Source organism: Tistlia consotensis USBA 355 (assembly GCF_900177295.1).
Classification (GTDB): domain Bacteria; phylum Pseudomonadota; class Alphaproteobacteria; order Kiloniellales; family DSM-21159; genus Tistlia; species Tistlia consotensis.
In genome coordinates, this window is the sequence record NZ_FWZX01000019.1 from 20,126 (window position 1) to 31,895 (window position 11,770).

13 protein-coding genes and 1 pseudogene are annotated in these 11,770 nt (G+C 72.9%); 4 read left to right on the forward strand and 10 right to left on the reverse strand.

Annotation, left to right across the window (positions count from 1 at the left end; all coding sequences use genetic code 11):
* Nucleotides 1–158 precede the first annotated feature (158 nt).
* The gene (ppa, locus tag B9O00_RS20130; RefSeq protein WP_085124526.1) at nucleotides 159–698 is read left to right on the forward strand and encodes an inorganic diphosphatase; all 540 of its coding nucleotides are present in this window, start codon (nucleotides 159–161) and stop codon (nucleotides 696–698) included.
* Between the two features lie 10 nt (nucleotides 699–708).
* Here ppa and B9O00_RS20135 read toward each other — a convergent pair whose 3' ends face one another.
* Genes B9O00_RS20135 through B9O00_RS20145 form a run of 3 tightly spaced genes read right to left on the reverse strand, consistent with a single transcriptional unit; the run spans nucleotide 709 to nucleotide 2,853 of the window.
* Complete coding sequence (locus tag B9O00_RS20135; RefSeq protein ID WP_085124527.1) at nucleotides 709–1,527, reverse strand: metal ABC transporter permease; 819 nt, start codon at nucleotides 1,525–1,527, stop codon at nucleotides 709–711.
* Between the two features lie 37 nt (nucleotides 1,528–1,564).
* The gene (locus tag B9O00_RS20140; protein ID WP_218822902.1) at nucleotides 1,565–2,365 is read right to left on the reverse strand and encodes an ATP-binding cassette domain-containing protein; all 801 of its coding nucleotides are present in this window, start codon (nucleotides 2,363–2,365) and stop codon (nucleotides 1,565–1,567) included.
* Complete coding sequence (locus B9O00_RS20145) at nucleotides 2,362–2,853, reverse strand: transcriptional repressor (protein WP_085124528.1); 492 nt, start codon at nucleotides 2,851–2,853, stop codon at nucleotides 2,362–2,364. The genes B9O00_RS20140 and B9O00_RS20145 overlap by 4 nt, the downstream gene beginning before the upstream one ends.
* Before the next feature lie 76 nt (nucleotides 2,854–2,929).
* Here B9O00_RS20145 and B9O00_RS20150 point away from each other — a divergent pair, with 76 nt between their 5' ends.
* Nucleotides 2,930–3,868 carry a zinc ABC transporter substrate-binding protein gene (locus B9O00_RS20150; RefSeq protein ID WP_085124529.1) on the forward strand — a complete coding sequence of 313 codons (939 nt, stop codon included), beginning with the start codon at nucleotides 2,930–2,932 and terminating at the stop codon, nucleotides 3,866–3,868.
* A 78-nt stretch (nucleotides 3,869–3,946) separates the two neighbouring features.
* On the opposite strand, the gene B9O00_RS20155 is transcribed toward B9O00_RS20150, so the two are convergent.
* Nucleotides 3,947–4,426 (reverse strand): cupin domain-containing protein, encoded by a 480-nt coding sequence (locus tag B9O00_RS20155; protein WP_085124530.1) that lies wholly within the window; start codon nucleotides 4,424–4,426, stop codon nucleotides 3,947–3,949.
* Nucleotides 4,423–5,058, reverse strand: coding sequence for a TetR/AcrR family transcriptional regulator (locus tag B9O00_RS33115; RefSeq protein ID WP_159460274.1), 636 nt, complete (start codon nucleotides 5,056–5,058; stop codon nucleotides 4,423–4,425). Before B9O00_RS33115 ends, B9O00_RS20155 begins: the two co-directional genes overlap by 4 nt.
* Nucleotides 5,059–5,208: 150 nt before the next feature.
* Here B9O00_RS33115 and B9O00_RS33120 point away from each other — a divergent pair, with 150 nt between their 5' ends.
* Complete coding sequence (locus tag B9O00_RS33120) at nucleotides 5,209–5,505, forward strand: hypothetical protein (protein ID WP_159460275.1); 297 nt, start codon at nucleotides 5,209–5,211, stop codon at nucleotides 5,503–5,505.
* Between the two features lie 98 nt (nucleotides 5,506–5,603).
* On the opposite strand, the gene B9O00_RS20165 is transcribed toward B9O00_RS33120, so the two are convergent.
* Nucleotides 5,604–7,529 (reverse strand): PhoX family protein, encoded by a 1,926-nt coding sequence (locus B9O00_RS20165; protein ID WP_085124532.1) that lies wholly within the window; start codon nucleotides 7,527–7,529, stop codon nucleotides 5,604–5,606.
* Nucleotides 7,530–7,715: 186 nt separating this feature from the next.
* Between B9O00_RS20165 and B9O00_RS34175 the strand changes: the two genes are divergently transcribed.
* Nucleotides 7,716–8,744 (forward strand): SDR family NAD(P)-dependent oxidoreductase, encoded by a 1,029-nt coding sequence (locus B9O00_RS34175; RefSeq protein WP_322111208.1) that lies wholly within the window; start codon nucleotides 7,716–7,718, stop codon nucleotides 8,742–8,744.
* Here the strand turns inward: B9O00_RS34175 and B9O00_RS34180 are convergent.
* From B9O00_RS34180 to B9O00_RS20190, 4 genes and pseudogenes are all read right to left on the reverse strand, one after another.
* A pseudogene (locus B9O00_RS34180) lies at nucleotides 8,741–8,824 on the reverse strand (NAD(P)-binding protein); the annotation flags it as partial. The gene B9O00_RS34175 and the pseudogene B9O00_RS34180 overlap by 4 nt on opposite strands.
* Nucleotides 8,821–10,281: a cryptochrome/photolyase family protein gene (locus B9O00_RS20180; protein ID WP_085124533.1), complete on the reverse strand. Its 1,461-nt coding sequence runs from the start codon at nucleotides 10,279–10,281 to the stop codon at nucleotides 8,821–8,823. The pseudogene B9O00_RS34180 and the gene B9O00_RS20180, both read right to left, overlap by 4 nt.
* A gap of 151 nt (nucleotides 10,282–10,432) precedes the next feature.
* Nucleotides 10,433–11,143: a ligase-associated DNA damage response endonuclease PdeM gene (gene pdeM / locus B9O00_RS20185; RefSeq protein ID WP_085124534.1), complete on the reverse strand. Its 711-nt coding sequence runs from the start codon at nucleotides 11,141–11,143 to the stop codon at nucleotides 10,433–10,435.
* 87 nt (nucleotides 11,144–11,230) lie between these two features.
* Nucleotides 11,231–11,770, reverse strand: a complete 540-nt coding sequence (locus B9O00_RS20190) for a hypothetical protein (protein WP_085124535.1) — start codon at nucleotides 11,768–11,770, stop codon at nucleotides 11,231–11,233.

An 11,770-nucleotide genomic window follows, 5' to 3' on the forward strand; every position in this document is an offset into this window, starting at 1 on the left:
CGGCCGCTACCGGACTGCCGCCCGAGGGCCCGTGGCGGCGGAAGCCGTCGACGTCGACGCGAAGGACAGGTCCGCCGGGGCCGGACGCGCGATGGAGGGCCGCCGGGGGAGGAAGGCGCCAGACCCGCGGACTGGATCAGGCACCAGGAGAAGCAGTCTTGGATCTCAGCAAGGTATCGGTCGGCACCAACCCGCCGTTCGAGGTCAACGTCGTCATCGAGGTTCCCGTTGGCGGCGCGCCGGTCAAGTACGAGCTCGACAAGGAGTCGGGCGCGATCTTCGTCGACCGCTTCCTGCACACGGCGATGTTCTATCCCTGCAACTACGGCTTCGTGCCGCACACCCTGTCGGACGACGGCGATCCCGTCGACGTGCTGGTCGCCGGGCCGCAGCCGGTCGTGCCGGGCGCCGTCGTGCGGGCACGGCCGATCGGCGTGCTGATCATGGAGGACGAGAAGGGCGAGGACGAGAAGGTCCTGGCGGTGCCCGCCGACGCCCTCCATCCCTACTACAGCGAGATCCATTCCTGGCGCGACTTGCCGCGCATCCTGATCGACCAGATCTCCCACTTCTTCCAGCACTACAAGGACCTGGAGAAGGGCAAGTGGGTCAAGATCAAGCACTGGGGCGAGCCCGGCGAGGCCCACAAGGCGATCGACCAGGCGATCCGGCGCTACGCCGAGAGCGGCGGCGCCTGAGGCGTGCGGCTCAGCCCGGCGAGGCGCGCCGCGGCAGCCGATGCCGGGCGGCCGCGGCGGCCTGGGTGACCAGGAACAGCAGCAGCGCCGCGACGACGATGCTGGGGCCGGTCGGCGTGTCGGCGAACCAGGACCCGCCGATGCCGCCGGCGACGGCCAGGCAGCCCAGGCCGGCGGCGACCAGGGCCATCGCCTCGGGCGAGCGGGCGAGCGGCCGGGCCGCCGCGGCCGGCACGATCAGCAGCGAGGTGATCAGCAGGATGCCGACCACCTTCATGGCCAGGGCCACGGTCAGCGCCAGCAGCACGGTCAGGCCGAAGCGCAGGGCCAGCACCGGCAGGCCCTCGGCGCGCGCCATCTCCTCCTGGATCGTCGCCAGCAGCAGCGGCCGCCAGAGCCGGACCAGGGCGGCCAGCAGGACCGCGCCGCCGCCCCAGATCCAGGCGAGGTCGCCGGCGCGCACCGCCAGCACGTCGCCGAACAGGTAGCCCATCAGGTCGACCCTGAGGGTCTCGGCGAAGGACAGCACGACCAGGCCGATCGCCAGGCCCGAGTGGGCGAGCAGGCCGAGCAGCGTGTCGGTCGCCAGCTGGCGCTGCTGCTGCAGCCCGACCAGCAGCACCGCGAAGGCGAGGCCGGCGATGACGATCGCCAGCGTCGTGTCGAGGTCGAGCAGCAGGCCGAGCGCGATGCCGAGCAGGGCGGAGTGGGCCAGGCTGTCGCCGAGGTAGGCCATGCGCCGCCAGACCACCAGGCAGCCGAGCGGCCCGGCGATCAGCGCGACGCCGAAGCCGGCCAGCAGGGCGCGGACCAGGAAATCGTCGAGCATTCTCAGTCCCTTCGGAAACCGGCGCGATTCAAGCGGACTATCCCTCGGTGCCGGTCGCCTGGCCCTCGGCCTCGCCGGCGAGGTCGTGGCGATGGTCGTGGTGATGGTGGTAGAGGCCGAGCACCCGGGCCGAGCTGCCGAACAGCTCGGCGAAGGCCGGGTCGAGGCCGACCGCCTCGGGGCTGCCGGTGCAGCAGACGTGGCGGTTCAGGCAGACCACCCGGTCGGCGCCGGCCATCACCACGTGCAGGTCGTGGGACACCAGCAGGATGCCGCAGTGCCGCCGGTCGCGGACCCGGGCGATCAGCTCGAAGAGCTCGGCCTGGCCGGCGACGTCGACCGAGCTGGCCGGCTCGTCGAGGACCAGCAGGTCGCTGCCGCGCAGGATCGCGCGCGCCAGCATGACCCGCTGCAGCTCGCCGCCCGACAGCTCGTGGACCTGGGCGCCCCAGAGCTGCGGCACGCCGACCTCGGCCAGCGCCTGGCGGCGCTGGGCCTCGGGTCGCCGGTCGGGCAGCGACAGGAAGCCGGCGACGGTCAGCGGCAGGGTCGGGTCGACGCTCAGACGCTGCGGCACGTAGCCGACCTTGAGGCCGGGCGCGCGCTCGACCCGGCCGCGCTCCGGGCGCAGCAGGCCGAGCAGCACCTTGACCAGGGTCGACTTGCCGGCGCCGTTGGGGCCGATCAGGCTGACGATCTCGCCGCGGCGCAGCAGGAAGTCGACGTCCTGCAGCACGCGCCGGCCGGCGAAGCTGACGGCGATGCCCTCGGCGCGGGCCAGGATCCCGGTCACGCCCCCCCCGGTCACGCCCCCCTCGGTCACGCCCCCCTCGGTCACGCCTGGGCCTCCCGGCAGGCGCGGCACAGGCCCTGCAGCTCGACCGTGCGCCGCTCGATGGTGAAGCCGAGCCTGGTCGCCTCGCGGTCGATCGCCCTGTCGATCGCGCCGACGTCGAGTTCCGCGGCCAGGCCGCAGAGCCGGCAGATGAAGAACTGGCCGCTGTGGCGCTCCTCGGGGATCGGGCAGCCGATGAAGGCGTTGAGGCTCTCGATCCGGTGGATCAGGCCCTGGGCCTGCAGGAACTCCAGGGCCCGGTAGACCGTCGGCGGTGCGACCCGTCCGCGCGCCTGGCCGAGCTGCTCCAGCAGGTCGTAGGCGCCCTGCGGCGCGTGGCCCGACCAGACCAGCTCGAGCACCTGGCGGCGCAGGGTCGTCAGGCGCTCGCCGCGTTCGGCACAGAGCCGCTCGGCGCGGTCGAGCGCCTCGGCGATGCAGGCCGCATGGTCGTGGCGGGCGGTGGGGAAGGCGAGGGCCTCGTCGGTCATGGCGCGATCCTAGCTTGACTCGGTCATGTTATAAAATAACATTTGCGCCACCCACGAGACCGGAGAGAGAGACCCCATGGCTGTCCTGCGCCCCCTTGCCGCCGCCGCGATTCTGCTGAGCGGCTTCCTGCTCGCCCCCGGCACGGCCGCTGCCGCGCCGCCGCGCGTCGTCGCGACGATCGAGCCGCTGCACAGCCTGGTCGCCGCGGTGATGGCAGGGGTGGGCGAGCCGATGCTGCTGGTGCCCGGCGGCGCCTCGCCGCACGTCTACAGCATCAAGCCGTCCGAAGCCGAGGCCCTGCAGCATGCCGACCTCGTCGTCTGGGTCGGTCCGGCGCTCGAGCACTTCCTGGAGGACAGCCTGGACTCCCTGGCGCCCAAGGCGCGTCGCGTCGAGGCGCTGGAGGTGCCGGGCGTGAAGCTGCGCAAGGCGCGTGCCGGCGGCAGCTGGGAGCCAGACGACGACGAGCCCGCCGGCTCGGGCCACGAGTCGGATGTCGATCCCCATCTCTGGCTCGATCCGCAGAACGCCGAGCGGATCGTCGAGGCGGTCGCGGCTGCGCTCACCGAGCTCGATCCGCAGGACGCGGCGGCCTACAAGGCCAACGCCGGGAAGACCGTCGCCGGGCTGGAGCGGCTGCGGGCCGAGCTCGCGCGCCAGCTGGCGCCGGTCGCCGGCAGGCCCTTCATCGTGTTCCACGACGCCTACGGCTACTTCGAGCAGGCCTTCGGCCTGACCGCGGTCGGCTCGGTCACGGTCAGCCCCGAGCAGACGCCTTCGGCCAGGCGTGTCGCCGAGCTGCGCGCCAAGATCGGCCGGCTCGGCGCGATCTGCCTGTTCCGCGAGCCGCAGTTCACGCCGCGCCTGGTCGAGACCCTGGCCGGAGGGACGGGCGCGCGGGTCGGTGTGCTCGACCCGCTCGGCGCCGACCTGACGCCCGGCCCGGACGCCTATCCGGCCCTGCTGAGGCAGCTGGCGAACAGCCTGACCGGCTGCCTCGGCGGCACCGGCTGAGGTCCCGACGGCCGGCGCAGCCGCCGCCCGGTCGCTCGTCGTGGACGGGCGCCGGGCGGGGACCGCCGCGGGCGCGCCCTAGGCGGTGGGGGCGTCGCTGGTGGCGCAGAACGAGATGCCGTGCCTCGCACAGGCTTCGCCGACGCGCGCCAGCTCCGCCTCGCTCGGCGGGCCCTCGGCGGCAACCGTCGTGCCGAGGTCGCGGAAGAAGGCCGCCATGGTCCGGTCGACGACGACCAGCATCTCGGCCGGCCGGCCGCTGTTGTTGGCGTAGCCGTGCGGCGCGCCGGACGGCACGTCGAGGACGTCGCCGGCGCGCCCCGTCATCTGCCGTTCGAGGCCGTCGACGAGCGTCGTGAAGACGACCTCGCCGGACAGCACCCGGTAGAGCTCCGGGGAGACGTGGCGATGGACCGGGACGGTCGCGCCCGGCGGCACCTCCACCTCGAGCATCACGGCCTGGGTGCCGCCGAGCTGGCCGCTGAACCGGACACGGTCGCGGATCACCCAGAGCGTGTCGATGTCGGAAGCGGGGGTGAGCGTGATCGAGGGAGTCATCGCCTGTCGTCCTTTGATGCTGGTGTCGGTGTCGTTGCGCGATCGTCGCCCGCGGACTCGCGCCGCAGCGCGTCCAGGAGCACGCCGATCGCCCAGGCCGAGGCCTCTCCGGCCTCCCGGCCGCTGAACTGCCAGTAGTCCTTGAAGGAGAGCCAGGCACTGGCGCTGTAGAGCAGCTGGATCACCGCGATCGCCTGCCGCGCCCTCGCCGGATCCAGCCCGCCGGTCACCTCCGCCAGGCTGCCGCGGAACGCGGCCTCGCGCTCGGCGGCGGCGCCCAGGCGCATCTCGCGGCCCGAGCGGGACAGCAGCGCCGCCCGGATCAGGCCTTCGCGCCGGTCGAAGCCGGCGAAGGTCACCGGCGGCATCCCGACGAGGTCTGCCTCGGTCTCCGGCCAGGTCCGCGGCGCGACCTCCCGGTTGGTCCAGGTCCAGAACGCCTTGAGCAGCGCCTCCTTGTTCTCGAAATGCCGGAACACAGTGCGGCGCTGGACGCCGGCCTCGGCGGCGATGGCATCGAAGGACAGGGCCTGCTCGGGCGTGGTCTCGAACAGCCGCGCCACGGCGTCCAGGATCCGCTGGCGCGTCTCCTCCGCCTGGGCGCGCCGTAGCGGGCTCTCGTATTTCCGCACTGAGTGTGTATTAATGTCACTATGAGTGACGTTAAAACTCTTCCCTGTCAATGGGCCTTCGGGGACGACATGCTCGGGGCCGGGCGCCCGGCATCGGCACCCGGGCCGCCCGCCGGGCCGACGGCAATCGGGCAGACGAGGAGCAGGCAGATGGCGATCTTCCGGCAGCTGTTCGGGCGCGCGGCCCGGCAGGCGGCGCGCGATCCCCGGGTCCAGGAGAAGGCGAGCGACTTCGTCGAGAAGGAGGTCGCGCCGCGCGCCCATGCCGCCGGCCGCAAGACCAGGGCGGCCTACGAGGCCCTGCGCGACGACTGGCGCGACAGCGGCGAGGCCGCCGGCAGGAAGGGGCCGGTCGAGGAGGAGCAGGGTGCGGAGGCGGCGGCGCGGCGCGCCGGCCGCTTCCTCGGCAAGCTGCACAACCGCCTGAACCAGGACCCCGAGGGCTGACGGCTTCGCCCGGCCAGCCGGAAAAGGCAACGGGGCGGCCGAAAGGCCGCCCCGTCTCGTCTCTGCCGGGCCCGCGGGCCCGGCGGCACCACTCTGCGTCAGACCGCCTGGGGCAGGCCCTGGATGTAGCCGACCGCCGCGCTGCGCTTGTTGCGGTACTCCTTGTCCATGATCGGCTCGAGGGCCGCCTTGACCTTGTCGTGCAGGCCCTTCTCCCAGTCACCGGGATGCTGGAAGTTGCTCATGATGTAGGAGAAGCCGTGCACGTCGTCGACCGCCTGCAGGCCGGTCGACTCGGCACCCGCCGGGCAGGACAGGATGCGCGCCAGGGCGCCGCTGTCGACGTTGTAGGCCCAGAGGAAGTTGTTGACGTGGTTGCCGCTGTCCTCGCCGACGAAGAGGGTGCGCATCTTCTCGGAATACTTGAGGTTGTCGGGGTTGGCGATCCTGTCGACGGCGGCGGTGTTGCCGACCGCGTCGGGCTCGGCGAGGTCCTGGCCGACCAGGGCCGCGACCGTGCTCATCTCGACCGGCACCCACTCGCTGTCGATCGCCTGGCCCTTGGCGTCCTTCTGGCCGCCCTTCATCGGCAGCTGGTAGACGGCGCCGGCCTTGATCTGGTCGATCTTCATGCCCCACTTGCCGTCGGTCATGGTCTTGTAGATGTAGGACATCGCCGAGTAGGCGACCTTGTCCTTGGCGTTGACCGTCGTGCCTTCCATCTTGGTGAAGGCGAGCGTGCCGCCGACCAGCGGCGCGTAGCGATGGGTCTCCAGGAAGGCCGCGGCCTTCTCCATGCCCGGCTTGACCTTGACCCACTGCTCCTTGCCGCCGTAGCCGATCTTGGTGAAGCTGGCGTCCATCGGGTCCTTGGTCGCGACCTCGACGATGTCGGCAGCGGTCAGGCTGTCGGCCAGCTTCTCGATCTCGTCGCTGGTGGCGTGGCCGAGCGAGATCCAGCTGAGGTCGAAGACGCCGCCCTTGTCGATCGCCTCGCCGGCGCGCTGCTTGACCTCGGCGACGTAGAGCGTGCCGGCCGAGAGGTCGGCCGGCTTGTCGGCGACGAAGAGGAACAGGCCGCTGTTGGTGGCGTCGTCGCCCATCAGCGCGGTGCGCTGATCGGGCATGACCTGGACGACCTCGTGCGAGATGCGGCCCAGGTTGTAGTGCTTCTTGACCGTGCCGCTGCCGTCGGCGTTGACGACGATCTCCGGCAGGTGGCCGTAGTGGTAGGGGTTGGCCTTCTTCGGGTCGCCGAAGAGGTTCTGGCTGAAGGCCTGGAAGCGCTTGTCCTCGGCGGCCTTGGTCGCGTCGGGCTCGTACTCCTCGCTCGACAGGTGGGTGTTCCAGGGCGACAGGCTGGCGCCGCAGGTGATCCACAGGCCGTGCACCGGGCTGGTGTCGACGGCGTGGTACTGGACCAGCGACAGCGAGCCGGTCGAGGGGTCCTGGTCGAGGGTCAGCACGGCGATCGGCGAGGGCAGCTTGCCGTACATGCCGTCGCCCTTGGCGTCGTTCGAGGTGTACTCGAACTGGACCACGGCGAAGACGGTGTTGCCCTTGACGCCGTCGACCTTGGCGTCGGTCGCCTGCAGCAGGCTGTAGCCGTCCGGGCAGTCCGAGAAGAACTGGGTCGGCTGATCGGCCGAGGCGTCGAGGATCGGCTTGCCCTCGATGTCGTAGTAGCCGCCGGCGAGCGTCTTGCCGCCCTTGCCGTCGGGCACCTCGTCGCCGGTGAAGAACAGCGGCTGGTAGGCCAGCTTGAAGGTCTGCTTCTTGCCGTCGGCGTAGGTCACGACCATGGCCGACTCGACCGTCGTGGCCGCCTGGGCGGCCGGGGTCGAGGGCGCCGGCATGCCGATGAACTCGGCCGAGACCGGCGCGGCGGTCGCCGCGGCCGCGTCGCCGGCCGTGGCGGCGAACAGGCCCGTCGAGAGGGCGGTGGAGCCGGCCACCGGAATCAGCGGCAGTCCGGCCAGCAGGCGGAGCACGTCGCGGCGTGAGGCCTCGGTCGTCGTCGTCATGTCATCCTTCCGAGTTTTGGGAGCGCAGGGTCTGCCTGTCGTGCGCAGGCTTCGGAGCCGCACGCTATGGCGATCGTGTTACAGCTCTGCGGTCGCATCGAAGACAGCTCGACGAAGCCCCCGATGCTGCGGAGGTAGGGCCCTGCCGGGCAGATCCAAGCGGCCGCCGCCGGCGTAGACAGCGCCATGATCTCAGGAAGACCGACGGCGGGACAAAGTCCCGTCTGGATCACCGGGGCGAGCAGCGGCCTCGGCCGTGCCCTGGCCCGGCAGCTGGCCGGCCAGGGCCGGACGGTCGTCGCCTCGGCGCGCTCCGCCGACCGGCTGGACGCGCTCGCGGCCGAGGCCGCGGGCCTGCCGGGCCGCGTCGCCACCTGGCCGCTCGACATCACCGACCGGGCGGCGGTGGCCGAGGCGGTCGCCGGCATCGAGGCGGCGCACGGCCCGATCGCCCAGGCGGTGCTCAACGCGGGCACGCACCGGCCGACCCCGGCTGCCGGCTTCTCCAGCGCCGACCTGCGCGCCCTCGTCGAGCTCAACGTCTTCGGCACGGCGCACTGCCTGGAGGCGCTGATGCCCGTCCTGTCGGCGCGGCGCTGCGGCCGGATCGCGGTGGTCGCCTCGATGGCCGGCTGGTGCGGCCTGCCGACCGCCGGCGGCTACGCCCTGACCAAGGGCGGCCTGGTCCGGCTCTGCGAGGCGTTGCGGCCGGAGCTGGCGCGCCGGGGCGTCGTGCTGCAGGTCGTCAGCCCCGGCTTCGTGCGCACGCCGCTGACCGACCGCAACGACTTCGCGATGCCCTTCCTGATGGAGCCGGACGCGGCGGCCGCCGCCTTCCCGGGCCTCCAGCCACGCGCCGATCGTCGTGACCTGGTCGTCGCTCCCGGCCAGGGCCGGCGCCTCGCGATAGAAGCGCAGCACGTCGCGCAGCAGGCTCCAGGCGCGCGGCCGCAGCAGGTTGCGGCGCTGGGCGAACAGGCCGCCCGGGCTGCCGGCGTACTCGAAGGCGCCCCGCCCGTCCGGCGAGGCCGCCGAGAAGGCGAAGGACATGTCCGAAGGCGCGGTCTCGACCCCCAGCGCGTCGAACAGCCGGACCAGGTGCGGATAGTTGCGCTCGTTGTAGACGATGAAGCCGGTGTCGACGGCGATGCGCCCCCCGCGACCTCGAGCTCGACGGTGTTGGCGTGGCCGCCGGGGCGCTCCGCCGCCTCGTAGACCACGACCTCGTGGTGCCGGGACAGCAGCCAGGCGGCCCCGAGGCCGGCGATGCCGGCACCGACGACGGCGATCCTCACGTCGCGGCCTCCTTCCTGATCTCCTCGAAGGCGGCGAGCGCCCGCTCGCGGGCGCGCCGGTGGTCGACCAGCGGCAGCGGGTAGTCGCGGCCCAGGACGATGCCGCTACGGCGCAGCAGCTCGGCCGGCGCTTCCCAGGGCCTGTGCAGGTGGCTGTCCGGCAGCGCCGCCAGCTCCGGCAGCCAGCGGCGGACGTAGTCGCCGCCGGGATCGAACTTCTCGCCCTGCAGGACCGGATTGAAGATCCGGAAGTAGGGGGCGGCATCGGCGCCGCAGCCGCTGACCCACTGCCAGCTCGCCGCGTTGCTGGCCAGGTCGGCGTCGACCAGCGTGTCCCAGAACCAGGCCTCGCCGCGCTGCCAGGGGATCAGCAGGTCCTTGACCAGGAAGGAGGCGACGATCATGCGCACGCGGTTGTGCAGCCAGCCGGTCGCCCAGAGCTGGCGCATGCCGGCGTCGACGACCGGATAGCCGGTGCGGCCGTGGCACCAGGCCGCGAAGGCCGCCTCGTCGTCGGACCAGGGGAAGGCCGCGAACTGCGGCCGCCAGGGTTGCTCCGGCAGCGCCGGGTGATGGAACAGCAGGTGATAGGAGAACTCGCGCCAGGCCAGCTCGGCCAGGAACTTCCAGGCCGACTTGCCGGCCTTGCCCGGGGCGCTGCCCTGGCGCTCCAGGAAGCGCCGGGTCGCCGCCCAGACCTGGCGCGGGCCGATCTCGCCGAAGTGCAGGTGCGGCGAGAGGCGCGAGGTCGAGTCGAGGCCGGGCCGGTCGCGTTCCTCCGCATAGCCCTCGACCGCCTGCTGCAGGAAGGCGCCGAGCCGGCCCTCGGCCGCCTTCTCGCCGGGCGTCCAGGTCCGGCGCAGGCCGCCGGCCCAGTCGGGCTTCGCTGGCAGCAGGCCCCAGTCGGCCAGCACCTCGCTTTCGACTCCCCTCAGGCCGGTCATCGCGCTCGGCGCCGGCGAGGGCGCGGCAACCGCGCGCTGCTGCAGGGCGCGCCAGAAGGGCGTGAAGACGCCATAGGAGCCGCCCTGCAGGGTCTGGACGGCCCAGGGCTCGTGCAGCAGCGCCGCATTGAAGCTCTCGACCTCGACACCGGTCTCGGCCAGGGCCTGCTTCAGGCGGCGGTCGCGGGCGATCCGCCAGGGCTCGTAGCAGCGGTTCCAGTAGACCGCACCGGCGCCGATCTCCCCGGCGAGGGCCGGCAGGATCTCCGCGGCCCGACCCCGCCGCAGCACCAGCTCGACGCCGCGTTCCCCGAGGCTCCCGGCGAGGCTCGCCAGCGAGCCGTGCAGCCACCAGCGCTGGGCGCCGCCGAAGCCCCAGGCGCCGGCCTCCGCATCGTCGAGCAGGAACAGCGCCACGACCGGCGCGCCGCGCTCGGCGGCGGCATGGAGGGCCGGGTTGTCGGAGACCCGCAGGTCGAGGCGGAACCAGACGAGGGTCGGGGAGGCGGTCAAGGGAGCTCCTCGGGAAGCGTCGTCGGGCGGCCGCGCCCTGCGCGATTCCGGAGCTATACGCAGCCGCCGGCGTCCTGGATCACCCGCGGGTCTGGCAGTTTTTCATTAATTATCAGTTGTTTAGTGGGAATTCCGGGTCGCGCCGGCCGCGTCAGGCGATCGGCAGCAGCTGGCTCGCGGGGAAGCGATAGACGGCGCGCCGGCCGAGCAGCGCGACCTCGAAGCCCTCCGGAAACAGCCGCCGGATCGCCGGGCTCAGCACGTCGAGCCCGCCGGCGAAGGCGCCGAAGGCCGGCAGGATCAGGCGCCGGCCGTCGCCGACGAAGCAGCGCGCCGAGAGGCCGAGCGCGCGCAGCTTGACCCGCGCCTTGGGATGGAAGTGGCCGGACAGCTCGCCGGCGCCGCCTGTCTCGGCCGCCTCGTGACGGAACGCCAGGCAGCCCTCGACCAGCTCCTCTTCGACCCGGCCGCCCAGATCCGAGGGCGGCGCGGGATCGTGGTTGCCGGCGATCCAGACCCAGTCGGTCGTCGCGGCCAGGTCGCCGATCAGCGCCCGGGCCTCGGGCGCGAGGCGCTCCGCTGCCTCGCGGTCGTGGAAGGAATCGCCGAGGCAGACCAAGCGTCTCGGCCGCCGCCGGCGCAGCGCCTCGGCCAGCCGCTCCAGCGTCGCCGCCGTATCGTAGGGCGGCAGCAGCTGGCCGCGCCGGGCGAACGCCGTGCCCTTCTCCAGGTGCAGGTCGGCGACGACCAGCAGCTCGCGCTCCGGCCACCAGAGCGCGCCCGATGGCTCGGGCATCAGGGTCGCGCCGGCGACCGTCAGGACCGTTGCGCTGGATTGGGATGAATCGAGAACGGAGGGCATCGCGGCATCCTACCTGGATGCGCGATGCCGGCAAGGGCGCGGGGAAGCGCAGCTCGTCCCGCGGGGGGCCCCTGCCGGAAGCGAACGTCAGAACCCGGCTTCGCCGCGCGTGGGCGCGGCCGACGCGCTTTCGAGGCCGAGCTGGCTCATCGGCGCCGCGCGCCGGTACCACTCGACGGCGCCGGTGCGGGCGTCGAGCGCGTAGGTGACGAGAGGCTGCGGCGCGCCGGCGGAACGGTCCGACAGGCCGACGAAGAGGGTGTTCGTCTCGGCGTCGTAGACCGGCGAGATCCAGGTCAGGCTGCCCTGTGCCCCGGCGGCCGTGCGGGCCGGCGCGGCCTGGCCGTCGGGGCTGGCGTCGAGCGCCTGGTGCCACAGCTCGGTGCCGCTGCGGGCGTCGTAGGCGGCGATCGAGCAGCCGCGCGGCCGGTCCGGCGCGCAGTCGGTGCCCGGCGCGAAGATCCGGCCGCCGACGGCGAGTGGGGCGGCGGCGAGCGGGGCGGTGGCGAGGCCGGCGCCCGGCGCGATCCTGGCGATCTGGGTGCCGCTGGACGGCGTCGGCGTCCCGGCGGCGGCCGGGGTCGCGAGCAGCAGCGCGGCGAAGAGGGTCGAGGTGGTCTTCAGCAT